We start from the raw sequence: 21871 nt of genomic DNA, 5'->3' as shown, positions 1-21871 counted from the left end.
CAGCCTGCCGGTCAGAGCGTGAAGTCGTACTCCACCGTGATCGGCGCGTGGTCGCTGAACTTGACGGTCTTGTAGATCTGCTCGGTGCGTGCCAGCGCGCCGATGGCCGGCGTGGCCAGGTGGTAGTCCAGCCGCCACCCCACGTTGTTGGCATAGGCCTGGCCGCGGTTGCTCCACCAGGTGTAGGCCTCGTCGGTGGTGTCGGGCTTGAGCATGCGGTACACGTCCACCAGGCCCGCGCCGTCGGCGCCGGCGTCCAGCAGCTTCGTCATCCAGGCGCGCTCCTCGGGCAGGAAGCCGCTGTTCTTGCGGTTGCCGCGCCAGTTCTTCAGGTCGATCTCCTTGTGCGCGATGTTGATGTCGCCGCACAGCACGAAGTCGCGCTCCTTCTTCAGCGCGATCAGGTACGGAAAGAAGCCCTTCAGAAAGCGGAACTTGGCCTCCTGCCGTTCCTCGCCCGAGCTGCCGCTCGGAAAGTAGCAGCTGATGACGGAGAACTTGCGGCTGGGCGTGTCGAAGCGCAGTTCGAGGTAGCGGCCCTCGGCGTCGAACTCGGCGTCGCCCCAGCCCACCACCACCTGGCTCGGTGCGTGCTTGGTGTAGATGGCGGTGCCGGCGTAGCCTTTCTTCTCGGCAAAGTGAAAGTGGCCCTTCAGGCCGCCCATCTCCTCGAAGCGGCCTTCGATGTCGCTGGCCTGGACCCGGATCTCCTGCATGCAAATACAATCCGGCGCAAGTTCGGCCACCCAGTCGGCCACGCCTTTGGTAGCGGCCGAACGCAGGCCATTGAGATTGAGACTGGTCAGTTTGAACACAAGGAATTTCCGATGGCTGTAGATGGTGAGAAAAGCAGCGCGGTCGCACAGGACTTCGTCCAGTTCGCGTTGGATGCCGGTGTGCTGCGCTTCGGCGAATTCAAGACCAAAGCCGGCCGAATGAGTCCTTATTTCTTCAATTCGGGGCTCTTCGACGACGGCGGCAAGATCGCCCGTCTCGCCGGATTCTATGCAGACCGGCTGATCGAAAGCGGGCTCGAATTCGACATGATCTTCGGCCCCGCGTACAAGGGCATTCCGCTGGGCGCCACGGTGGCCGCGGAGCTCGCGCGGCGCGGTCGCAACTACCCCTTTGCCTACAACCGCAAGGAAGCCAAGGCGCACGGCGAGGGCGGCAACCTGGTGGGCGCGCCGCTCCAGGGCCGCGTGCTGATCGTGGACGACGTCATGTCTGCCGGCACGGCGGTGCGCGAGTCGATTGCCGCGATCCAGGCCGCGGGCGCCACGCCGCATGCCGTGGCCATCGCCCTCGACCGGCAGGAAAAAGCCACCGAGAACGGCGTCGATGTGGACCACAGCGCCGTGCAGTACGTGCGCAACCAGCTGGGCCTGTCGGTGATCGCCATCGCCACGCTGGACGACCTGTTGAGCTACCTCTCCGGCAATGCCGCGGCCGACCTGGGCGCGCACCGCGAACGCGTGCTGGCCTACCGCACGCGCTACGGCGCCAGCTGAGGCAAGGCCCGCATGCACGCCCGCGATCACGGCCAGCCGACTCGCCTGCGGGCAGCGGCATTTTTCTTCGTCCTGGCTTCATCGTTCTGCGGCGCGTTGCATGCGCAGCCGCAGAAGCTTGAAGGCGCTGGGCCCGGCATCTTCACCTGCACCGACGCCCGCGGCCGCACGCTCACGGCCGACCGGCCGATTGCCGAGTGCAGCGACCGCGAGCAGCGCGAGCTGAACCCGAGCGGCTCGGTGCGCCGCAAGGTCGAGCCGACCTACACGGCGCGCGAACTGCAGGAGCGCGAAGACCGCGCCCGCGAAGCCGCCATCCAGGCCGCGCGCATCACCGACGAGCGCCGCCGCGAGCGTGCGTTGCTGGTGCGCTATCCGAACGCCGCCACGCACGACCGCGAGCGCAACGAGGCGCTGGCGCAGGTCGATGCGGTGACCCAGGCGGCGCGCAAGCGCATTGCCGAGCTGGCCGAAGACCGCAAGAAGATCGACGAGGAGATGGAGTTCTACAAGCTGGACCCGAGCAAGGCGCCCGGCTCGGTGCGCCGCAAGATCGAGGACAACACGCAGAGCGTGGCGGTGCAGAACCGCTTCATCGCGGAGCAGGAAGACGAGAAGAAGCGGGTGAATGCGCGCTTCGACGAGGAGCGCGTGCGCCTGAAGGCGCTCTGGTCGCCTCAAAACGGCGGAACGAACAAGTAACCTTCCAAGCTGCGGCACTGCGTGTCGCTGCTCCCACCCCCTGCCGGGGGCAACACCTGAGGCCCGGCAAAGCCGGTTCCTCGGTGTTTCTGGAAGCGGCAGGGGCGGTCAGCCCAGCTTGGCCTTAAGCAGCTCGGTCACCTGCGCGGGGTTCGCCTTGCCCCCGCTGGCCTTCATGACCTGACCCACGAGGGCGTTGAGCGCCTTCTCCTTGCCGCCGCGGTACTCCTCGACGTTCTTCGCGTTCTTCGCGATCACCTCGTCGAGGATCTTGTCGAGCGCGCCGGTGTCGGCCATGGGCTTGAGGTCTTTCGCCTCGATGATCGCGTCCACATCGCTGCCTTCGCCGGTCCACAGCGCATCGAACACCTGGCGCGCCGCGTTGTTGGGCAGCGTGCCTTCGGCGATGCGCTTGACCAGCTGTGCCAGTTGTTGCGCCTTCACGGGCGCGGCCTCGATGCCGATTTCCGCGGCGTTCAGGCGGCGCGCCATCTCGCCGGTGATCCAGTTGCTCGCCAGCTTGGGCGTGGCGCCTGCGTTCACGGCATCGTCGAAGTAGCCGGCCAGCGCCGCGCTCTGCGTGAGCTGCGCGGCGTCGTATTCCGACAGGCCGTGGTCGCGGACGTAGCGCTCGGCGGTGGCGCGCGGCAGCTCGGGCATGGTGGCCCTCACGCGCTCGATCCACTCGGGCGCGATGCTCAGCGGCGGCAGGTCGGGATCTGGAAAGTAGCGGTAGTCGGCCGCGTCTTCCTTGGTGCGCATGGTGCGCGTCTCGCCGGTGGCGGGGTCGAACAGCACGGTGGCCTGCTCGATCGCGCGGCCGTCTTCGAGCTCGTCGATCTGCGAGTTGATCTCGTAGTCGATCGCCTGCTGCATGAACTTGAAGCTGTTCAGGTTCTTGATCTCGCGGCGCGTGCCGAGCTTGTCGCCGGGCTTGCGCACCGACACGTTGGCGTCGCAGCGGAAGCTCCCTTCCTGCATGTTGCCGTCGCAGATGCCGATCCAGGTGACGATCTTGTGCAGCTCGCGCGCATAGGCCACGGCCTCGGCGGTGGAGCGCATGTCGGGCTCGGTCACGATCTCGAGCAGCGGCGTGCCGGCGCGGTTCAGGTCGATGCCGCTCTGGCCGATGAAGTCCTCGTGCAGCGACTTGCCCGCGTCTTCCTCGAGGTGGGCGCGCACCAGGCGCACGGTCTTCTTTTCTTCGCCGAGAAAGAACGACACCGAACCGCCTTGCACCACCGGGATCTCGAACTGGCTGATCTGGTAGCCCTTGGGCAGGTCGGGGTAGAAGTAGTTCTTGCGCGCGAACACGCTGCGCGGCGCGATGTGCGAGCCCAGCGCCAGGCCGAGCTTGATGGCGCGTTCGACCGCGCCCTTGTTCATGACGGGCAGCGTGCCGGGCAGCGCCAGGTCGACCGCGCAGGCCTGCGTGTTGGGCTCGGCGCCGAAGGCGGTGGAGGCGCGGCTGAAGATCTTGCTGGCGGTCGACAGCTGGGCGTGCGTCTCGAAGCCGATGATGACTTCATAGCCGCGCACCAGCGGGCCGGTCGGGCGGCCTTGTTGTTGTGCTTCGAATGTGTTCACGGTTTCGCTCATTTCAGAAGCCCTCCGGCGTGCGTGCGTGCCAGTCGGTGGCTTGCTGGAAACGATGGCCTGCGTTGAGCAGCCTTGCTTCGCCGAAGTAGTTGCCGACGAGCTGCAGGCCCACGGGCAGGCCGGCGTCGAAGCCCGCCGGCACGCTCATGCCTGGGAGGCCGGCCAGCGAGGCGGGCAGGGTGAAGATGTCGGCGAGGTAGTCGGCCACGGGGTCGTCGCCGTGCTCGCCGAGCTTCCATGCGGTGGTCGGCGCGGCGGGGCCGGCGATCACGTCGCACTGCTTGAAGGCCTGCTGGAAGTCGTCGGCGATCATGCGGCGCACCTTCTGCGCCTGCAGGTAGTACGCGTCGTAGTAGCCATGGGAGAGCACGTAGGTGCCGATCATGATGCGGCGCTTCACCTCGTCGCCGAAGCCTTCGGCGCGCGTGCGCTCGTACATCTCGGCCAGGTCCTTGTACTGCCTGGCGCGGTGGCCGAACTTCACGCCGTCGAAGCGGCTCAGGTTGCTCGAGGCCTCGGCCGCGGCCAGGATGTAGTACACGGGAATCGACAGCTCGGTGCGCGGCAGCGAGACCTCGACGCGCCTGGCGCCCAGCTTCTCGTATTCGCGCAGTGCGGCGTCGATGGCCGCGCGCACGCCGGGCGCCACGCCTTCGCCGAAGAACTCCTTGGGCACGCCGATGCGCAGGCCTTCGAGCGAATCGTTCAGCGAGCGGCCGAAGTCTTCGGCGGGCTTGTCGAGCGAGGTGGAGTCGCGGTCGAGGTCGGGGCCGCAGAAGGCCGACAGCAGCAGCGCGCAGTCTTCGGCCGAGCGGGCCATCGGGCCGGCCTGGTCGAGGCTGGAGGCGAAGGCCACCATGCCGTAGCGCGAGGCGCGGCCGTAGGTCGGCTTGATGCCGGTCACGCCGCAGAACGAGGCGGGCTGGCGGATCGAGCCGCCGGTGTCGGTGCCGGTGGCTGCGGGGGCCAAGCGGGCCGCCACGGCCGCCGCGCTGGCGCCGGACGAGCCGCCCGGAATGTGCGCGCGGTTCCAGGGGTTGCGCACGGGCACGGGCTGGTCGTGGCCCACGGCGGGCACGGCGACGTTCTCGTTGGCCGAGCCCATCGCGAACTCGTCGCAGCTCAGCTTGCCCAGCGTGACCGCGCCGGCCTCGGCCAGGCGGCGCACCACGGTGGCGTCGAAGGGCGAGCGGTAGCCCGCGAGCATCTTCGAGCCGGCGGTGGTGGCGAAATCGGTGGTGACGAAGATGTCCTTGTGCGCGATCGGCACGCCGGCCAGCGCCGGGGCGTTGCCCTTGGCGATCAGGGCGTCGGCCGCGCGGGCCTGGGCCAGCGTGACTTCCTCATTCACGGCGACGAAGGTGCCGAGCGATTCGTGGGCCTTCATGCGGCCCAGGAAAACCTGCGAGGCCTCGACGGCCGAAACCTTGCGGTCGGCCAGCGCTTTTGCCAGCGCGACCACGCTCATCTGGTGCAATTCACCGCTGCTCATCATTCGATCACCTTGGGCACGAGGAACAGGCCGGCTTCGACGGCCGGGGCGCTCTTCTGGTTGGCTTCGCGGTTGTTCGGCTCGCTCACCACGTCGTCGCGCAGGCGCAGCGTGATGTCTTCAATGGCGGCCACGGGATGGGCCAGCGGCTCGACGCCGGTGGTGTCCACGGAACGCATGCGCTCGACGAGGTCGAAAAAGCCATTGATCTGGCTGAGCATGCGCTCGCTTTCGTCGGAGGCCAGCTGCAGCCTTGCCAGTGAGGCAATGCGCGCGATATCGGAAGCGGAAAGTGACATAGGGGCTAGACGCCAAAAAGCGAAGGTAATCGCACCGCGAGGCCGGTGCTAATACAGGAATCAGAGGGGATTCGGGTATTATCCCGCCTTTGCCGCAACCCCCGCGAACGCGCCGGCTTTTGCGCCAAAAACGATCAATTCACCCCGTCAAACGACCCAAAAAATAGAGCGACGACCTGTCGATGCGCAGGCCGTGCTCAGAGGATTCCGCACATGTTTGGAGCTTTCCGTCGGTACTTTTCCACCGACCTTGCGATCGACCTCGGCACCGCCAACACCCTGATATTTGCCCGCAACAAGGGCATCGTGCTGGACGAGCCTTCCGTGGTTGCCATCCGCCATGAAGGCGGTCCCCACGGCAAGAAGGTGATCCAGGCCGTCGGCCGCGAGGCCAAGGCCATGCTGGGCAAGGTGCCCGGCAACATCGAGGCGATCCGCCCGATGAAGGACGGCGTGATCGCCGACTTCGTGATCACCGAGCAGATGATCAAGCAGTTCATCAAGATGGTGCACCCGCGCACGCTGCTCACGCCGAGCCCGCGCATCATCATCTGCGTGCCCTGCGGCTCGACCCAGGTCGAGCGCCGCGCCATCAAGGACGCGGCCGAAGCCGCCGGCGCCACGTCGGTCTACCTCATCGAAGAACCCATGGCCGCGGCCATCGGCGCCGGCCTGCCCGTCAGCGAAGCCTCGGGCTCGATGGTGGTGGACATCGGCGGCGGCACCACCGAAGTGGGCGTCATCAGCCTGGGCGGCATGGTCTACAAGGGCTCGGTCCGCGTGGGCGGCGACCGCTTCGACGAAGCCATCATCAACTACATCCGCCGCAACTACGGCATGCTGATCGGCGAGCCGACGGCCGAAGTCATCAAGAAGACCATCGGCTCGGCCTTCCCGGGCTCCGAAGTCAAGGAAATGGAAGTCAAGGGCCGCAACCTCTCCGAAGGCGTGCCGCGCAGCTTCACCATCAGCAGCAACGAAGTGCTGGAAGCCCTGACCGATCCGCTCAACAACATCGTCTCGGCCGTGAAGAACGCGCTGGAGCAGACGCCGCCCGAGCTGGGCGCCGACATTGCCGACCGCGGCATGATGCTCACCGGCGGCGGTGCCCTGCTGCGCGACCTCGACCGCCTGCTGGCCGAGGAAACCGGCTTGCCGGTGCTGGTGGCCGAAGACCCGCTGACCTGCGTGGTGCGCGGTTGCGGCATTGCGCTGGAGCGCATGGACCGGCTCGGAAGCATCTTCACGAGCGAGTGAAGGCGCACCAGCCCTCATCGGCCGGCCTCTGCTTGCGCAGGCCGGCCTTTTGTTATTTGATGCAGCAGCACTACCGCCAGGTCTGAACCCATGCCTCTGGGCACGCTCGATCGCACAGCGCCCCCCCTGTTCAACCAGGGGCAGTCGGCGCTCAGCAAGCTGATCTTCTTCGGCGCACTCTCCCTGTTCCTCATGGTGGCCGATGCACGCTTTCACATCGTGCAGCCGGTTCGCGCGGCCATCGGCGCGGTGCTCTATCCGGTGCAATGGGTGGCGCTGAAGCCGGTGCAGGCCGTGATGGGCGGCGGGCGCTACCTCGAAGACCTGCAGACCGCGCAGCGCAACGAGGACGAAGCGCGCAAGGCGCTCATGATGCAGGCCGAGCGCGCCGCCCAGGCCGACACGCTGGCGCAGGACAACGTCCGCCTGCGCGAACTGCTCGAACTGCGCCAGACCACGCAGACCCCGGGCCGCGCGGCCGAGGTGCTCTACGACGCGGCCGACCCCTACACCCGCAAGATCGTCATCGACCAGGGCATGGCCCAGGGCGTGGCGCCCGGCTCGCCGGTGATCGATTCGCGCGGCGTGCTGGGCCAGGTCACGCAGGTGCTGCCCTTCACGAGCGAGGTCACGCTGGTGATCGACCGCGACCTCTCCATTCCCGTGCAGAACACCCGCACCGGCGTGCGCAGCGTGGCCTTCGGCGACGCCTCGGCGCACGGCGGCGGGCTGGAGCTGCGCTTCATGGCCGCCAATGCCGACCTGCAGGAAGGCGACCTGCTGTCCACCAGCGGTGTCGACGGCATCTACCCCGCCGGCCTGCCGGTGGCGAAGATCGAGCGCATCGAGCGGCGCGCCGACTCGGCCTTCGCCCGCATCTACTGCGTGCCGTTGTCCCATGTGACAGCCGCGCGCTATGTGCTGGTGCTGGCGCCCACCGGCACGCCGTCCGCGCCGCCCGCGGCCGCGCCCGCCGCCACGCAGCGCAAGCGCCCCGACGGCAAGCCCGGCGCGGGCAAGAACGAGAAGAAGCAGGGGGAACGCCGATGATCAAGCGTCCCGGCCAACAGCAGCTGCTGCTGCCCGTCAGCCCGGTGTTCATGTGGACCAGCCTCATCGTGGCGGCGCTGGTCAACATGATCCCGATCGGTCGCGCCGTCTGGATGCCCGACCTGCTGGCGCTGGTGATCGTGTTCTGGGGCGTGCACCAGCCCATGCGCGTGGGCATCGGCGCGGCCTTCGTGTTCGGGCTGTTCATGGACGTGCACCAGTCGTCGATGCTGGGCCAGCATGCGCTGTCCTACACCACGCTGGGCTTCTTCGCGATCACCATCCACCGGCGCCTGCTGTGGTACCCGGTGCTGTCGCAGGCGCTGCAGGTGCTGCCGCTGTTTGCGCTGTCGCAGCTGATCGAGGTGGTCACGCGCCTGATCGGCGGCGGCGTGTTCCCGGGCTGGACGGTGCTGGTCTCGCCCGGCATCGAGGCCGCGCTGTGGCCGCTGGCCTCGGCCCTGCTGCTCGCGCCCCAGCGCCGCACCCCCGACCGGGACGAGAACCGCCCGCTCTAGTCATGGCGCCCCCCGGCTTTTCACTTCGCTTCGCTGCGTGCAGCTCCACCCCCCGAGGGGGAGGCGCGGCCCGGCGGCGGCCGCACGCCCCCGCATTTGCCATCGCACCTGCACGCGCCTAAGCTCGCACCGCCATGACCGAAATCCGCAACGTTGCCGTCGACCTCGCGCGCTTCAAGCGCCGTGTGATCGTCATCGGCATGGCTGTGCTGTTCGCGTTCGGCCTGCTGTGCGCGCGGCTGATCTACCTGCAGGTCACGCGGCACGAAGACCTGGCCGAGCAGGCCGAGAGCAACCGCACGGCGGTGGTGCCGGTGGTGCCCAACCGGGGCCTCATCCTCGACCGCAACGGCATCGTGCTGGCCTCGAACTACTCGGCCTACACGCTGGAGATCACGCCCTCGAAGGTGGGCGACGTCGACGAAACCATCGACAGCCTCACGCAGGTGCTCGAGGTCTCGCCGCGCGACCGCCGCCGCTTCAAGCGCCTGCGCGAGGACTCGCGCAGCTTCGACTCCATTCCGATCCGCACCCGCCTGAGCGACGAAGAGGTGGCGCGCTTCGCGGCGCAGCGCTACCGCTTTCCGGGCGTGGAGATCAAGGCGCGCCTGTTCCGCAACTACCCGCAGGGCGAGCTGGCCGCGCACGTGCTCGGCTACATCGGGCGCATCAACCAGCGCGAGAAGGTCGCGATGGAAGACTGGGCCGAGGAAGACCAGGCCAACTACAAGGGCACCGATTACATCGGCAAGCTGGGCATCGAGCAGAGCTACGAGAAGACGCTGCACGGCCAGACCGGCGTCGAGCAGATGGAAACCTCGGCCGGCGGGCGCGCCGTGCGACGCCTGGCCAGCCACCCGGCCACGCCCGGCAACACCGTGATGCTGTCGCTGGACATCAAGCTGCAGAAGCTGGTGGAAGACATGTTCGGCGAGCGCCGCGGCGCAGTGGTGGCCATCGACCCCAAGACCGGCGAGGTGCTGGCCTTCGTGAGCAAGCCCACCTTCGACCCCAACCTGTTCGTCGAGGGCATCGACAACGAAAGCTGGGCGGCGCTGACCGAGTCGCTCGACAAGCCCTTGCTCAACCGGGCCCTGCGCGGCACCTACCCGCCCGGCTCCACCTACAAGCCCTTCATGGCGCTGGCCGCGCTGCAGACCGGCAAGCGCGGCCCCAGCGTGGTGGTGAACGACCCCGGCTACTTCAACTTCGGCGGCCATCGCTTCGGCAGCCCCGAAGGCAACCTGGGCGGCGTGGACATGCGCCGCGCGATCCAGCTGTCGAGCAACATCTACTTCTATTCGCTGGCCAACGAGATGGGCGTGGACATGATCCACGACGCCATGAAGCCCCTGGGCTTCGGCCAGATCACCGGCATCGACCTGGGCGGCGAGGTGCGCGGCGTGCTGCCGAGCACCGAGTGGAAGCGCAACACCTACAAGCGTCCCGAGCAGAAGAAGTGGTACGCGGGCGAGACCATTTCGCTGGGCATCGGCCAGGGCTACAACGCCTTCACCATGCTGCAGCTGGCGCAGGCCACGTCCATCGTGGCCGACGGCGGCATCAAGCACAAGCCGCACCTCGTGCTGGCCACGCGCAACACCGTGAGCGGGCAGGTGGTGCCGCTGCCGCAGATGCCGGCGGAAAACCTCGGCTACACGCCGGCGGCGATTTCGGTGATCCGCGAAGGCCTGACCAGCGTGGTCACCAGCGGCACGGCGCGCGGTGTGTTCGCGGGCGCGCTCTACCAGGCGGCCGGCAAGACCGGCACCGCGCAGGCCGTGACGCAGGCGCAGAACACCAAGTACAACGCCCGCGCGCTCGAGGAGCACCAGCGCGACCACGCCCTGTTCATGGGCTTTGCGCCGGTGAGCGACCCGAAGATCGCCATCGCGGTGATCGTGGAAAACGCCGGCTGGGGCGCGGGTGCCGCGGCGCCCATTGCGCGCCGCGTGTTCGACTACTGGCTTGCGAACCAGTACCCGAGCGAGGCCGACCTGGCCGCCGTGAAGATCGGCAAGGCGACCGCGCCGGTGGGCAAGCCGCGCGTGGCGAGCGAAGTGGCGTGGCCGGCGCCCGTGGCAACGCCTGCAACGGCGCCCTGATGCCTTGCTCCCTCTCCCCTTGGGGAGAGGGTTGGGGTGAGGGCAAGCGGCGTATCGCAGACCGGCGGCTTTTCGAAGGCCGTGTGCCCCCATCCCAGCCTTCCCCCGGGAGGGGAAGGAGCAAGACAACGCACCGACTGCGAATGCTCCGAGGTCTTTCTCCCTCCCCTTCCGGGGGAGGGTTGGGGTGGGGGCTCGCGGCAATCAAGTCCGCGCGATGCCTCAGACCACCGTGCCGCTGACCTCGCCCAACCCGATACGCACCGCGCCGGCACGCTCGCAGTAACCGCGCATCACCAGCGTGTCGCCGTCTTCCAGGAAGGTGCGCTTCTCGCCGTTCGGCAGCGTGATCGGCTGCTTGCCGCCCAGCGTCAGTTCCATCAGCGAACCCGCCTCGTCGGGCTTGGGCCCCGACAGCGTGCCCGAGCCCAGCAGGTCGCCCGGCTGCAGGTTGCAGCCGTTCACCGTGTGGTGCGTGACGAGCTGCGCGGCCGTCCAGTACGCGGCTTCGGTCGTGTTGCCGCGCGTGAGGCGCACGGGCGCAACGCCTTCGGCGCGCATCTTCGCGGTCTGCAGCAGCACTTCGAGCGTGATGTCGAGCGCGCCGCTCTCGCGGTTCGCGGCCGAGTCGAGGTAGGGCAGCGGCTGCGGATCTTCGGCGGGCCGCTCGAACTTCGCGCGGAACGGCGCCAGCGCTTCCATCGTCACGATCCACGGCGACAGCGTGCTGGCGAAGTTCTTCGCCAGGAACGGGCCGAGCGGCTGGTATTCCCAGGCCTGCAGGTCGCGCGCCGACCAGTCGTTGAGCAGCGTCACGCCGAACAGATGGTCTTCTGCCTCGCCGATGGCAATGGGTTCGCCCAGCGCATTGCCCTGGCCCACCAAAAAGCCCAGCTCCAGCTCGTAGTCGAGCCGCTTCGACGGGCCGAAGCTCGGCGCGGTCGCGTCGGGCGCCTTGGTCTGGCCCTGCGGGCGCTTGAAGACCTGGCCGCTCACGCCGATGGACGAGGCACGGCCGTGGTAGCCGATGGGCACCCACTTGTAGTTGGGCATCAGCGGCTGGTCGGGGCGGAACAGCTTGCCGATGGTCGTCGCGTGATGGATGCCGGTGTAGAAGTCGGTGTAGTCGCCGATGCGGCAGGGCACGGTCATCTCGGCCTTGGCTTGCGGCAGCAGCGCCTTGGCCCAGGCGGACTGCTTGTCGCTGCCTTCGGCCAGGCCCGCGGAGATCGCGGCGCGCAGGGCCTGGCGGTCCTTCACGGGGGCGTTCATCAGCACGTTCATGTCGTCGGTGTCGATCAGGCCGGCGGCCTTCAGGTCGAGCACCTGGTCGCCGATGGCCACGCCGATGCGAAAGGCCTCTGCGCTGCCCGCGGTGCGAAAGCGGCCGAAAGGCAGGTTCTGCACCGGGAAGTCGGTGCCGGCTGCGTTGGCCGAGGCGACCCAGCTGCGCAGCTTCGGGTCATGGGTGGCGTTGAGTGCGGTCATGGATGTCTTTCTGTGTGTCTGATCAGTCTGCGGTCATGCCGGCTTTGCGAGCCACGTCGCCCAGGCGCTTGTATTCGGTCTCGGTGAGCGTAGTCAGCTCCTGCGCCGTAGAGCCGCGCGGCGAGAAGCCGGCCTGCTGCAGCTTGGCCTTCACGTCCGGCATGGCCAGCGCTTCGACGAAGGCTTCGTTCAGCGCCTTCACGATCGGCGCCGGCAGCTTCGCCGGGCCGTACACACCGAACCACGGGTCCAGCGCATAGCCCTTCAGGCCGGCCTCGGCCATCGTCGGCACGTCGGGCAGCGAGGGCGAGCGCGTGGGGCCCGCCACGGCCAGCGCGCGCAGCTTGCCGGCCTGGATGTGCGGCAGCGACGCCGGCAGGTTGTCGAACATCACGCCGATGTTGTTGCCCAGCATGTCGGTGATGGCCGGGCCGCTGCCCTTGTAGGCCACGTGCACGAGCTCGGTGCCGGTCATCTGCGCGAACATCACGCCGGCCAGGTTCATCGAGGTGCCGGCGCCCGCGGTGGCGTAGGGCATGCCGGGGTTCTTTTTGGCCGCGGCGATCAGCTCGGGCACCGACTTGATCGGCGAGACCGCAGGCACTTCCAGCACGATGGTCGAGGTGCCCAGCAGGCTGATGGCGGTGAAGTCCTTGCGCGGATCGAAGGCCATCGACTTGTAGATGTGCGGGTTCAGCGCATTGGTCGAGATGGCGCCGAAGCCGATGGTGTAGCCGTCGGGCGCGGCCTTGGCCACGGCGTCCATGCCGATGTTGCCGCCCGCGCCGCCGCGGTTGTCGATCAGCACCGGCTGGCCCAGCTTCTCCGACACCTTCTGGCCCACCGTGCGCGCCACCAGGTCGGTGGTGCCGCCGGGCGAGTAGGGCACGACGAAGCGGATGGGCTTGGTCGGAAAGTCGGCCGCGTGCGTGAGGAAGGGCGCGGCCAGCAGGGCGACGGCCGCGGCGCGGCGGGTGATGACGAAGGCGGTTGTCTTGTTCATGCTTTGAATTGGTCTTTCAGGCCGGCCCAGCAGTCGGCGTAGTCGGTGTCGAGTGCGCTGCTCTGCAGCGCGAAATTGGTGGGAATGAAGCGGTAGCGGCTCTCGAACATGAAGGCCAGCGTGTTGTCCAGCTTGTGCGGCTTCAGGTCGGCGTTCGTCGCCTTGTCGAAGGCTTCCTCGTCCGGCCCGTGCGGCACCATGCAGTTGTGCAGGCTCGCGCCACCGGGCTTGAAGCCGCCCGGCTTGGCGTCGTACTCGCCCAGCACCAGGCCCATGAACTCGCTCATCAGGTTGCGGTGGAACCATGGCGGGCGGAAGGTGTTTTCCATCACCATCCAGCGCGGCGGGAAGATCACGAAGTCGCAGTTGGCGGTGCCCGGCGTGTCGCTGGGCGCGGTCAGCACGGTGAAGATCGACGGGTCGGGGTGGTCGAAGCTGATCGAGCCGATCACCATGAAATGCGCCGTGTCGTACTTCACTGGCGCCAGGTTGCCGTGCCAGGCGACCACGTTGAAGGGCGACTGCTTGGCAGGCGCCTTCCAGAAGCGGCCGCCGAATTTCTTGACGATCTCGTAGGCGCCTTCTTCCGATTCGAAGGCCGCCACCGGTGCCTGAAAGTCGCGCGCATTGGCCAGGCCGTTCGAGCCGATCGGGCCCAGCTCGGGCAGGCGGAAATGCGCGCCGTAGTTCTCGCAGACGTAGCCGCGCGAAAGACCGTCGGGCAATGCCACCTTGAAGGCCATGCCGCGCGGCAGCAGCGCGATTTCGCCGGGCTTCACGTCGAGCACGCCGAGCTCGGTGGTGATGACCAGGCGGCCCTGCTGCGGCACCACCAGCATCTCGCCGTCGGCGTTCACGAAGGCGCGGCGTTCCATCGAGCGGCCGGCCAGGTACATCAGCGAGCCGATGCCGACCTGCGACTCGGCATCGCCGTTGGCCGCGATGGTGTGCATGCCGTCGATGAAGTCGACCTCGCCCGCGCCGTCCAGCGGCTGCGGGTGCCAGCGCAGGGGCTCGGGTGGCAGCGCGATCTCGCGGTCGGCGCCGGTGGTCCAGTGCGCCTGCGCATAGGGCTGGTAGCGGCCCGACACCACCGAGGGCTGGCGGCGGTACAGCCAGGAGCGGCGGTTCTCGTGGCGCGGCGCGGTGAAGGCGGTGCCCGAGATCAGCTCGGTGTACAGGTCGAGCGGCCCGCGCTGCGGGTTGTTGCGGCCCTGGGGCAGGGCGCCGGGCACGGCCTCGGAGGCGTACTCGTTGCCGAAGCCGCTCTGGTAGCGCCGCTCGGAGGCGGGGGGTGCTTGGGTCATGTGCTTTCTCTTTCGAAAATCGCGATGAGGTTGGGATCTGAAGAATCTTCGGAGGGGCTCAGCCGGCGCGTGCCGCGTCGAAGGCCTCGCGCAGCACGGCCAGCGAGCCGACATGGTTCGCCAGCACCAGCACGAGGCGCGCGTTGAAGGCGTGGCTCTCGTCGGTGGAAAGGCCCTGGTGGGCCTCGATGAGCGCCTCGTAGAAATCGTCGGGCGCGTCGAGGTGGGGCGTGGTGATCAGTTGCATCGTGTTCATGCCTTGGCCAGTGCGCGGGCCAGCGCCGCGCGGATGTCCGCTGCCGCGGGTTGACGCCAGCGCGCACACACGTGCTGGTCGGGCCGCAGCAGGTAGACGGTACCGGGTTGCGCGTCGTAGCGCTGCGTGGCGAGTTCCGCGCCGGTGCCGTCGCCTTCCACGCGCACGACGTGCAGCGGCAAGTCGGCGGCCTTCAGTGCCTGCAGGCTTCGCTCGGCGGCTTCGCCCTGGCCGAAGACGAGCGCGGTGAAGCGTTCGACATGGCACTCGCGCAGCAGCCAGCCGCTGCCGCCGTCGGCACGCACCACCGGCGCGTCGGCCGCCGCGGCGCCCGGCACCATCGCACCCGCGAAGCTGTCGGCATCGGCCGTGTTCAGCGGCGAGTCGCGCAGCACCGTGGCCACCGACAGGCGCCCGCTGTTGACCAGCGTGCGTGCGAAGGCGTGGCGCTTGGTCAGCTCCAGCACCGCGTCGCGGAACAGGCGGCTCACCTCGCTCTTGGGCGTGATGAAGTCGGTTGCGCGGGTGGAGTTGCGGATGTTCTCGTCGGCCGCGAATTCGCGCTCGCTGGCATAGCTGTCGAGCAGGGCGTCGGGCGCCTGGCCCTGCACCACCGCCGCGAGCTTCCAGGCGAGGTTGTCCGCGTCCTGCACGCCCGAATTGGCGCCGCGCGCGCCGAAGGGCGACACGCCGTGCGCCGAGTCGCCCGCGAACAGCACGCGGCCGTGGCGAAAGCGCTCCATGCGCTGGCAGGCGAAGGTGTAGACGCTGGCCCAGCCGATCTGGAACTGCACGTCGGCAAAGCCGATGCTGTCGAGCAGCGCACGCACGCGCGGCGTGATGTTCTCGGGCTTGCGCTCTTCCACCGGGTCGGCGTCCCAGCCGAGCTGGAAGTCGATGCGCCACATGCCGTCGGCCTGCTTGTGCAGCAGCACGCTCTGGCCGGGGTGGAACGAAGGGTCGAACCAGAAGCGGCGCTCGGTCGGCAACTGCGCGTCCATGGTGATGTCGGCGATCAGGAAGCGGTCGCGAAAGGTGCGGCCCTTGGCTTCCTGGCCCAGCAGCTGGCGCAGGTTGGAGCGCGAGCCGTCGCAGGCGGCGACGTAGCCGGCCTGCAACCGGTGGCTGCCGTCGGGCGTCTCCACGGTCAGCACCGCGCCGTCGTCGTCCTGCTCGATGCCCGTCACCTTGTGGTTCCAGCGCAGGTCGATCAGCGACAGCGCCGCGGCGCGTTCCACGAGATAGCCCTCGACGTAGTACTGCTGCAGGTTGATGAAGGCCGGGCGCTCGTGGCCGGGCTCGGGCAGCAGGTCGAAGCGATAGACCTGTTCGTCGTGGAAGAACACCTTGCCCACGTTCCACGACACGCCCTTGTCGACCATGCGGTCGCCGCAGCCGAGGCGGTCGAACACCTCCAGCGTGCGCTTGGCGAAGCAGATGGCGCGCGAGCCGCTGGACAGCGTGTTGTCGTTGTCCAGCAGCACGACTGGGACCTGGCGCAGCGCGAGGTCGATGGCCAGCGTGAGGCCCACGGGGCCGGCGCCGACGATCACGACGGGGTGGTGCGCCGGTGCCGCCGCGTCCTGATCGGCGTGGCGTTTGTAGTCGAAGCGCAGGCTCTGATAGTCGATCACGTACTTGTCTCCGTGTCTTATGTCTTTGTCTTGCTCCTTCCCCCTTTGGGGAAGGTCGGGATGGGGGCTCGACGGCGCTCGAAACCGGCGCTCTGCCTGCCCCCACCCCAGCCCTCCCCCAGCGGGGGAGGGAGCAATGCGGGATCAGCCCTCGAGGGCCTTCCACATGTCGATGTCGCGCTGCGCCGTCCACACGCGCGGGTCCGCATGGCCCGAGGCCTCGTCGTACGCGCGGCTCACGTCGAAGGGCATGCAGTGGTCGAAGATCACCCACTGGCTGTACTTGGGCTTGAGCTTCTCGTAGGTGTCCTTGTAGACCGCGTTCAGGTCGCGCCCGGCCTTCACGCCCTCTTGCACACTGGCATACACGTCGGAGATGAAGTTGCGCGTGCCCGTCAGGCCCTCGGCCACGGCTTCGGGCGTGGTGAGCGCGGCGCCGCGGCCCGGCACCAGCGCGGCGGGCTTCAGCGCGGCGATGTTGTCCAGCGTCTGCGGCCAGTCCTTGAAGTAGGCGTCGCCGGCGTACGGCGTGGCGCCGAACTCGACCAGGTCGCCCGACAGCAGCGTGCGCTCCTGCGGCAGCCACACCACGGTGTCGCCCTTGGTGTGGCCGCGGCCCAGCTGGATGAGCTGCACCTCGAGCTTGCCCAGCCACAGCGTCATCTTGCCGGTGAAGGTCATGGTCGGCCAGGTCAGGCCCGGGGGCACCGTTTCGACGTTCTGGAAGAGGCGCGGGAAGCGGCCGATTTCGCTGGCCTTGTCTTCCTCGCCGCGCTCCACGATCAGGTCGCGCGTGTCCTGGCTGGCCAGGATGTGGCCGGCGCCCTTCTCGAAGTAGCCGGCCGCGCCCAGCACGCGCACCGCGTGGTAGTGCGTGAGCACCACGTACTTGATGGGCTTGTCGGTCACTTCGCGGATGCGGCGCACCACGTCGGCGGCCATGGCGGGCGTGGCCTGGGTGTCGGCCACCAGCACGCAGTCGTCGCCGATGACGATGCCGGTGTTGGGGTCGCCCTCGGCGGTGTAGGCCCAGGCGTGCTCCGAGATCTGGCTGAAGGTGATCTTCTTCTCTTCCATGTCGGCCTGGCTGGCGAACTTCTTGGCTTGGCTCATCGGGTTGTCTCCGTCGGTGGGGTGGATCTTGAAATTCGTTTAAGGCGAACGAATTTGCTGTGAACTAATTTTGTCAGTGTAAGCGTCGGATCAGTTAATGTCTAATCCCTTCTTCATGAACGAACGATCGGCGGGCGATGGCAGCCAATGACACCGACCGCGCCCAGCGCGGCATCCAGAGCATCGAAGTCGGCGGACAGCTGCTGCGCGCGCTGGTGCACCACGGCCGGCCGATGGCGCTGAAAGACCTGGCGCGCGAGGCCGATATGACGCCCGCCAAGGCGCATCCGTACATGGTCAGCTTCGGGCGGCTGGGCCTGATCGAGCAGGACCGCGCCAGCGGCCACTATCTGCTCGGCCCGCTCGCCTTGCAACTGGGGCTCATCAGCCTGCAGCAGGCCGACCCGGTGCACATCGCCACCCCGCTGATCGCCCAGCTGGCCCAGCAGCTCGGCCACACCGTGGCGCTGGCCGTGTGGGGCGCGCGCGGCGCGACCATCGTGCGCACGGCCGAGTCGCCGTCGCCGGTGCACGTGAACATGCGCCACGGCACCGTGTTCTCGCTGACCCACACCGCCTCGGGCCGCGTCTTCGCCACCTACCTCGACGCTGGGGTGGTGCGCCAGCTGCTAGACGACGAGCGCCAGCGCCAGAAGCAGCGCAAGGGCGCCGAGCCGCCGCCGCCGGCCGGCATGCCCGCGGTGCAGCCCTTGCCCTCGTGGAGCGACTTCGAGCGCCAGCTGCAAGAAGTGCGCGAGCACGGCATCAGCCGCTCCGACGGCGAGGTCATCGAGGGCGTGAGCGCCATGGCCGCGCCCGTGTTCGACCACACTGGCGCCATCGTGCTGGCCGTGACCGCTATCGGCCCGGCCGGCATCTTCAACACCGCGTGGGACGGCGAGATTGCCCGCGCGCTCAAGGCCTGCGCGGACACCGTGTCGCAACGCCTGGGCGCCACCGTCGCGCCGCCCGCAGCGAATTCCCCCAGACCCGAGCGATGACGCCTGCCGCACCCGATATCCCTTCGTCTGTCCACGCCGCCGCCGAACTGCTGGCCAACGCCCGGCGCATCGTCGTCTTCTCCGGCGCCGGCCTGTCCCGCGCCTCGGGCATTCCGACCTACCGCGATGCCGACGGCCTGTGGAAGAGCCAGAGCGCGCTGCAGTTTTCCCATGCCGAAGACCTGGCGCGCGACCCGTCCGGCTTCACCAGGTTCTGGGCACAGCGCCTGTCGGTGATCGAGTCGGCGGAGCCCAACCCGGGCCATGCCGCGCTGGCGCAACTGCAGCGGCTGCGCCCGGCCACGCGCCTGGTCACGCAGAACGTCGACGGCCTGCTCACGCTGGCGGGCGGGCAGGACGTGCTCGAACTGCACGGCTCGCTGCGCCGCTGGCGCTGCGACCACTGCGGCAACCGCAGCGGGCCGTGGCCCTTCCACCGCTGCCTGCGCTGCGGCTCCCACGCGCGGCCCGACGTGGTGATGTTCGGCGAGATGCTGAATGCGGGCGTGCTGCTCGACGCCCAGGTGACGGCGCAGGAGTGCGATCTGTTCATGGTGGTCGGCAGCACCACCATCGTCTACCCGGCCGCCGAGCTGCCGCAGACCGCGCTGGCGCACGGTGCGCGGCTGGTCACGCTCAACCTGGAGCCGTTGCCGCACCTGGACGAGGCGGCCACGGTGGTGCTGCGCGGCCCGGCCGAAGCGTTGTTGCCGCAGCTGCTGGCCGGCCTGGGCTGAAGGCTCAGCCCTTCCTGCCGCCCAGCAACAGCAGCGCCCCGCCCACCACGATCGCGGCCACGCCGGCCCAGGCGGGGATGTTGACGGTCTGCTGCTCCTTCACCGAGAACTCCAGCGGGCCCAGCTTGGCCTGGTGGGTTTCCTTGGTGAAGCTGAAGCTGCCCAGGCCGATGGCCGCGATGCCGGCCACGATCAACAGGATGCCGACGATGCGTGTGGCGTTCATGGGAGCGGTCCTTCGTGCGCGGCAGGGAGCGCCAGCTTACTGCCGCGGCGTCTGTTGCTGCAGCTCGCCCACCCACTGCACCAGCTCGGCCGAAGCCTTGTCGCTGGCCGCGACCAGCGCCTTCACGCCGCCGGGCGCGTCGGCGCTGGCCGCGGGGCTGCGCACGGTGAAGGTGCGCTGGCCCAGCACGCGGTCGCCGCCGGCGGTGCCGCGGATCAGCGTGGCGCGCAGGCGCACCAGGCCCACGCTGGCGCTGGCCGAATCGAAGTAGTGGCTGAACTCGTCCAGCGAGATGCGCAGCGTGTCGGGCACCTCGCCCTTGCCGCGCGCGATGGTCGCGCTTTCTTCCGGGCCGAGCACCATGCGGCGCGCGGCCAGCGCGTCGCGCAGGCGCTGGCGCAGCAGTTGCGCGGGCGGCTGGCTCCAGCGCGACTGGCCGTAGGGGCGCAGCTCGTTGGCGTCCGCATAGCCCAGGCGGTACAGGATCTGCGTGCCGTCGAGCCGCGAGTTGCTCTCGAACTCGGCCAGCGCCAGCGTGGGCAGGCTGGCCACTGCAGGCGCGGCGGCCGGGGCCGTCATGCCCGGGCCGAAGTCGTAGAGCGTGGCGCGCGCCGGCTTGTCGGGCAGCGCACCGCAGCCGGCGGCCAGCAGCACGAGGCCGAGGGCCAGCGGGGTGGTCAGGGATCGGATGGTGTTCATGGTCGGTGCTCCTGTGCGCCTGTTCGCGCGACCTGTTCTTGCGGCCTGTGTCATCAAGGCCGCGCCGCGGCCGGCGCGCTGAAGCCCGGCTCGCCCGGGCCCGCGACCGCGCCGCCGTTGCCGAACAGCAGCGATTGCGGGTTATCGTTGATGCTGTCCGCCGCGCGGCCCAGCCGGCGCACGGCGTGCGAGGTGTCGTCGGCCACGCGGTTCACGCGCGGCAGCGTGGCCGCGTTGAACGAATCGACCGCCTGCGCCAGCGCCTTGGTGCCGTCGCTCAGGCGTTCGACCGGACCGTCGGGCGCGTTCAGCCGGCTCACGGTGGTGTTGAAGTTGTTGGCCACGCGCGAGACGTCGCCGGCCGCCTTCTTCACCGAGGCCATGGTGTCGGGCAGCTTGGTGAGGGCCGGGTTCAGGCCGGTCTTGACCGTGTTGTCCAACGTCTTGAGCAGCGTGTTGGCGCTCGCCGAGGCCGCGGCGATGTTCTCCAGCGCATCGGCCGCGCGTTTCTGGTTGGGGTCGCTCAGCAGCTTGTTGGCGCGCTGGGTCACCTCTTCGACCTGGTTGATGATGGCTTCGCCGCGGTCCTGCAGCTGCGCCAGCATCGACGGCTTGAGCGGAATGCGCGGCGGGTCGTCGTCGTTGGGCTTGAGCATCACGTTGGAGCCGACCTTGTCGTCCAGCGCAATGAAGGCCAGGCCGGTCACGCCTTGGTAGCTCAGCGTGGCATAGCTCGAGGTGGTGAGGGGCACGCGCTCGTCGACCGTGATGCGCACGCGCACGTTGCCCTTCACCTTGGGGTCGAAGTCGATCGACGTCACCTTGCCCACCGCGATGCCGCGGTAGCGCACCATGGCCTGCGGCTGCAGGCCGCTGACGGCTTCGCGCGTGGACAGTTCGTAGACGTTGCGCACGGTGTTGTCGCGCGTGAACCAGATCACCAGCGCGACCAGCGCGGCAATGAGGCCGAGCACGAAGGCGCCGGCGGCGAGGGCATGGGCCTTGTTTTCCATGGGGGCTACCTACCTTTCAGCGGCCCGCCTGCGCGGCGGGCTGCGATGGGGATGCTTCGGCGGGTTTGTCATGCAGGGCTTCCAGGGCACGCTGGCCGCGCCCGCCGAGAAAGTATTCGTGGATGAAGGGATGCGGGTACGCAATGACGTCGCGCGCCGCGCCGGTGACGATCACCTTCTGGTCGGCCAGCACCGCGATGCGGGTGCTCAGGTCGAACAGCGTGTCCAGGTCGTGCGTGACCATCACCACCGTGAGGCCCAGCTCGCGGTGCAGGCCGCGCAGCAGGTTGCAGAAGCTGTCCGACGCCTCGGGGTCCAGGCCGGCCGTGGGTTCGTCCAGCAGCAGCAGCGGCGGGTCCATGATGAGCGCGCGCGCCAGCGCCACGCGCTTGATCATGCCGCCCGACAGGTCCGACGGGCTCTTGTTGGCGTGCTGCGGCTCCAGCCCCACCATCTGCAGCTTCACCAGCGCCGCGTGGCGGATCAGCTCGTCGGGCAGCAGCTTCAGCTCGCGCAGCGGAAAGGCGATGTTCTCCAGCACGCTGAAGGCCGAGAACAGCGCGCCGTGCTGGAACAGCATGCCCACGTTGGCCGCGCCCGAGGCGCTGAGCTCGCCGGGCTCCTGCCCCAGCACCTCGACCGTGCCGCGCGTGGGCTTCTCCAGCCCCAGGATCTGGCGCAGCAGCACCGTCTTGCCGGTGCCCGAGCCGCCGACCAGGGAGAGCACCTCGCCGCGGTCGATGTGCAGCTGCAGGTCGCGGTGCACCACCTGGTCGCCGTCGGTGTTCTCGAACACCGTCCACAGGTTGCGGATGTCCACCACGGTGGTGTCGGTGTCGGGGCGCACGGGCATGCTCATCG

Annotated in this window: 22 protein-coding genes; 8 read left to right on the top strand and 14 right to left on the bottom strand. The window is 68.7% G+C overall.

Annotated elements, in window-relative coordinates:
- Positions 1 to 11 precede the first annotated feature (11 nt).
- On the bottom strand, positions 12 to 815 hold the full coding sequence (locus AC1DJH_RS21970) for an exodeoxyribonuclease III (RefSeq protein WP_478187155.1): 804 nt from the start codon (positions 813 to 815) through the stop codon (positions 12 to 14).
- 12 nt (positions 816 to 827) lie between these two features.
- On the opposite strand from AC1DJH_RS21970, the gene pyrE reads away from it, so the two are divergent.
- Positions 828 to 1511 (top strand): orotate phosphoribosyltransferase, encoded by a 684-nt coding sequence (gene pyrE, locus AC1DJH_RS21965; protein ID WP_472113926.1) that lies wholly within the window; start codon positions 828 to 830, stop codon positions 1509 to 1511.
- A 12-nt stretch (positions 1512 to 1523) separates the two neighbouring features.
- The gene (locus AC1DJH_RS21960) at positions 1524 to 2213 is read left to right on the top strand and encodes a DUF4124 domain-containing protein (protein ID WP_472113924.1); all 690 of its coding nucleotides are present in this window, start codon (positions 1524 to 1526) and stop codon (positions 2211 to 2213) included.
- A 108-nt stretch (positions 2214 to 2321) separates the two neighbouring features.
- On the opposite strand, the gene gatB is transcribed toward AC1DJH_RS21960, so the two are convergent.
- Genes gatB through gatC form a run of 3 tightly spaced genes read right to left on the bottom strand, consistent with a single transcriptional unit; the run spans position 2322 to position 5603 of the window.
- Positions 2322 to 3812, bottom strand: coding sequence for an Asp-tRNA(Asn)/Glu-tRNA(Gln) amidotransferase subunit GatB (gatB, locus tag AC1DJH_RS21955; protein ID WP_478187154.1), 1491 nt, complete (start codon positions 3810 to 3812; stop codon positions 2322 to 2324).
- A gap of 1 nt (position 3813) precedes the next feature.
- The gene (gene gatA, locus AC1DJH_RS21950) at positions 3814 to 5304 is read right to left on the bottom strand and encodes an Asp-tRNA(Asn)/Glu-tRNA(Gln) amidotransferase subunit GatA (protein WP_478187153.1); all 1491 of its coding nucleotides are present in this window, start codon (positions 5302 to 5304) and stop codon (positions 3814 to 3816) included.
- Entirely contained in the window at positions 5304 to 5603 is a 300-nt protein-coding gene (gatC, locus tag AC1DJH_RS21945) for an Asp-tRNA(Asn)/Glu-tRNA(Gln) amidotransferase subunit GatC (protein ID WP_337296593.1), read from the bottom strand. Before gatC ends, gatA begins: the two co-directional genes overlap by 1 nt.
- Positions 5604 to 5816: 213 nt before the next feature.
- Here gatC and AC1DJH_RS21940 point away from each other — a divergent pair, with 213 nt between their 5' ends.
- The 4 genes from AC1DJH_RS21940 (at position 5817) to mrdA (ending at position 10533) form a co-directional block, all read left to right on the top strand.
- On the top strand, positions 5817 to 6860 hold the full coding sequence (locus AC1DJH_RS21940; RefSeq protein WP_013538761.1) for a rod shape-determining protein: 1044 nt from the start codon (positions 5817 to 5819) through the stop codon (positions 6858 to 6860).
- Between the two features lie 90 nt (positions 6861 to 6950).
- The gene (mreC, locus tag AC1DJH_RS21935; RefSeq protein ID WP_478187152.1) at positions 6951 to 7910 is read left to right on the top strand and encodes a rod shape-determining protein MreC; all 960 of its coding nucleotides are present in this window, start codon (positions 6951 to 6953) and stop codon (positions 7908 to 7910) included.
- The gene (mreD, locus tag AC1DJH_RS21930; protein WP_478187151.1) at positions 7907 to 8428 is read left to right on the top strand and encodes a rod shape-determining protein MreD; all 522 of its coding nucleotides are present in this window, start codon (positions 7907 to 7909) and stop codon (positions 8426 to 8428) included. The genes mreC and mreD overlap by 4 nt, the downstream gene beginning before the upstream one ends.
- Before the next feature lie 134 nt (positions 8429 to 8562).
- Positions 8563 to 10533: a penicillin-binding protein 2 gene (gene mrdA / locus AC1DJH_RS21925; RefSeq protein ID WP_472113912.1), complete on the top strand. Its 1971-nt coding sequence runs from the start codon at positions 8563 to 8565 to the stop codon at positions 10531 to 10533.
- A gap of 222 nt (positions 10534 to 10755) precedes the next feature.
- Here the strand turns inward: mrdA and fahA are convergent, their stop codons facing one another.
- The 6 genes from fahA to AC1DJH_RS21895 all read right to left on the bottom strand — a co-directional run bounded on the left by fahA (position 10756) and on the right by AC1DJH_RS21895 (position 17334).
- On the bottom strand, positions 10756 to 12021 hold the full coding sequence (fahA, locus tag AC1DJH_RS21920) for a fumarylacetoacetase (protein WP_478187150.1): 1266 nt from the start codon (positions 12019 to 12021) through the stop codon (positions 10756 to 10758).
- Positions 12022 to 12043: 22 nt separating this feature from the next.
- Positions 12044 to 13024 carry a Bug family tripartite tricarboxylate transporter substrate binding protein gene (locus tag AC1DJH_RS21915; RefSeq protein ID WP_478187149.1) on the bottom strand — a complete coding sequence of 327 codons (981 nt, stop codon included), beginning with the start codon at positions 13022 to 13024 and terminating at the stop codon, positions 12044 to 12046.
- The gene (hmgA, locus tag AC1DJH_RS21910; protein ID WP_478187148.1) at positions 13021 to 14331 is read right to left on the bottom strand and encodes a homogentisate 1,2-dioxygenase; all 1311 of its coding nucleotides are present in this window, start codon (positions 14329 to 14331) and stop codon (positions 13021 to 13023) included. The genes AC1DJH_RS21915 and hmgA overlap by 4 nt, the downstream gene beginning before the upstream one ends.
- 58 nt (positions 14332 to 14389) lie before the next feature.
- Positions 14390 to 14578: a DUF2783 domain-containing protein gene (locus AC1DJH_RS21905; RefSeq protein ID WP_435438825.1), complete on the bottom strand. Its 189-nt coding sequence runs from the start codon at positions 14576 to 14578 to the stop codon at positions 14390 to 14392.
- 5 nt (positions 14579 to 14583) lie between these two features.
- Positions 14584 to 16221, bottom strand: a complete 1638-nt coding sequence (locus tag AC1DJH_RS21900) for an FAD-dependent oxidoreductase (protein WP_478187147.1) — start codon at positions 16219 to 16221, stop codon at positions 14584 to 14586.
- 144 nt (positions 16222 to 16365) lie between these two features.
- A complete protein-coding gene (locus tag AC1DJH_RS21895; protein ID WP_435438827.1) occupies positions 16366 to 17334 on the bottom strand; it encodes an MBL fold metallo-hydrolase in 969 nt (322 codons plus the stop codon).
- A 137-nt stretch (positions 17335 to 17471) separates the two neighbouring features.
- On the opposite strand from AC1DJH_RS21895, the gene AC1DJH_RS21890 reads away from it, so the two are divergent.
- Together AC1DJH_RS21890 and AC1DJH_RS21885 are read left to right on the top strand one after the other, a co-directional pair.
- Positions 17472 to 18335, top strand: a complete 864-nt coding sequence (locus AC1DJH_RS21890; protein WP_478187146.1) for an IclR family transcriptional regulator — start codon at positions 17472 to 17474, stop codon at positions 18333 to 18335.
- Positions 18332 to 19072 (top strand): SIR2 family NAD-dependent protein deacylase, encoded by a 741-nt coding sequence (locus AC1DJH_RS21885; RefSeq protein ID WP_478187145.1) that lies wholly within the window; start codon positions 18332 to 18334, stop codon positions 19070 to 19072. Before AC1DJH_RS21890 ends, AC1DJH_RS21885 begins: the two co-directional genes overlap by 4 nt.
- 4 nt (positions 19073 to 19076) lie before the next feature.
- On the opposite strand, the gene AC1DJH_RS21880 is transcribed toward AC1DJH_RS21885, so the two are convergent.
- From AC1DJH_RS21880 to AC1DJH_RS21865, 4 genes are read right to left on the bottom strand one after another with little or no spacing between them, the layout of a single operon-like run.
- Positions 19077 to 19298, bottom strand: coding sequence for a hypothetical protein (locus tag AC1DJH_RS21880; RefSeq protein WP_435487216.1), 222 nt, complete (start codon positions 19296 to 19298; stop codon positions 19077 to 19079).
- Positions 19299 to 19334: 36 nt separating this feature from the next.
- Positions 19335 to 19997: an ABC-type transport auxiliary lipoprotein family protein gene (locus tag AC1DJH_RS21875; protein ID WP_472113893.1), complete on the bottom strand. Its 663-nt coding sequence runs from the start codon at positions 19995 to 19997 to the stop codon at positions 19335 to 19337.
- 53 nt (positions 19998 to 20050) lie between these two features.
- Positions 20051 to 21010, bottom strand: coding sequence for an MlaD family protein (locus tag AC1DJH_RS21870; RefSeq protein WP_472113891.1), 960 nt, complete (start codon positions 21008 to 21010; stop codon positions 20051 to 20053).
- Between the two features lie 16 nt (positions 21011 to 21026).
- Positions 21027 to 21869 (bottom strand): ABC transporter ATP-binding protein, encoded by an 843-nt coding sequence (locus AC1DJH_RS21865; protein ID WP_435487213.1) that lies wholly within the window; start codon positions 21867 to 21869, stop codon positions 21027 to 21029.
- Positions 21870 to 21871 lie beyond the last annotated feature (2 nt).

The sequence above is a fragment of the Variovorax sp. 10N412 genome, from assembly GCF_056394985.1.
The sequence above is the reverse complement of the archived record's forward strand: the minus strand, read 5'-3'. Positions and strand labels throughout refer to the sequence as shown.

Coding starts and splice junctions, on each gene's coding strand:
- AC1DJH_RS21875 (WP_472113893.1), bottom strand. CDS start 19,997: ATGAACACCATCCGATCCCTGACCACCCCGCTGGCCCTCGGCCTCGTG.
- AC1DJH_RS21960 (WP_472113924.1), top strand. CDS start 1,524: ATGCACGCCCGCGATCACGGCCAGCCGACTCGCCTGCGGGCAGCGGCA.
- hmgA (WP_478187148.1), bottom strand. CDS start 14,331: ATGACCCAAGCACCCCCCGCCTCCGAGCGGCGCTACCAGAGCGGCTTC.
- mreD (WP_478187151.1), top strand. CDS start 7,907: ATGATCAAGCGTCCCGGCCAACAGCAGCTGCTGCTGCCCGTCAGCCCG.
- pyrE (WP_472113926.1), top strand. CDS start 828: ATGGCTGTAGATGGTGAGAAAAGCAGCGCGGTCGCACAGGACTTCGTC.
- AC1DJH_RS21885 (WP_478187145.1), top strand. CDS start 18,332: ATGACGCCTGCCGCACCCGATATCCCTTCGTCTGTCCACGCCGCCGCC.
- mreC (WP_478187152.1), top strand. CDS start 6,951: ATGCCTCTGGGCACGCTCGATCGCACAGCGCCCCCCCTGTTCAACCAG.
- AC1DJH_RS21870 (WP_472113891.1), bottom strand. CDS start 21,010: ATGGAAAACAAGGCCCATGCCCTCGCCGCCGGCGCCTTCGTGCTCGGC.
- gatC (WP_337296593.1), bottom strand. CDS start 5,603: ATGTCACTTTCCGCTTCCGATATCGCGCGCATTGCCTCACTGGCAAGG.
- gatA (WP_478187153.1), bottom strand. CDS start 5,304: ATGAGCAGCGGTGAATTGCACCAGATGAGCGTGGTCGCGCTGGCAAAA.
- AC1DJH_RS21940 (WP_013538761.1), top strand. CDS start 5,817: ATGTTTGGAGCTTTCCGTCGGTACTTTTCCACCGACCTTGCGATCGAC.
- fahA (WP_478187150.1), bottom strand. CDS start 12,021: ATGACCGCACTCAACGCCACCCATGACCCGAAGCTGCGCAGCTGGGTC.
- AC1DJH_RS21915 (WP_478187149.1), bottom strand. CDS start 13,024: ATGAACAAGACAACCGCCTTCGTCATCACCCGCCGCGCCGCGGCCGTC.
- AC1DJH_RS21905 (WP_435438825.1), bottom strand. CDS start 14,578: ATGCAACTGATCACCACGCCCCACCTCGACGCGCCCGACGATTTCTAC.
- AC1DJH_RS21890 (WP_478187146.1), top strand. CDS start 17,472: ATGGCAGCCAATGACACCGACCGCGCCCAGCGCGGCATCCAGAGCATC.
- AC1DJH_RS21880 (WP_435487216.1), bottom strand. CDS start 19,298: ATGAACGCCACACGCATCGTCGGCATCCTGTTGATCGTGGCCGGCATC.
- AC1DJH_RS21895 (WP_435438827.1), bottom strand. CDS start 17,334: ATGAGCCAAGCCAAGAAGTTCGCCAGCCAGGCCGACATGGAAGAGAAG.
- AC1DJH_RS21865 (WP_435487213.1), bottom strand. CDS start 21,869: ATGAGCATGCCCGTGCGCCCCGACACCGACACCACCGTGGTGGACATC.
- mrdA (WP_472113912.1), top strand. CDS start 8,563: ATGACCGAAATCCGCAACGTTGCCGTCGACCTCGCGCGCTTCAAGCGC.
- gatB (WP_478187154.1), bottom strand. CDS start 3,812: ATGAGCGAAACCGTGAACACATTCGAAGCACAACAACAAGGCCGCCCG.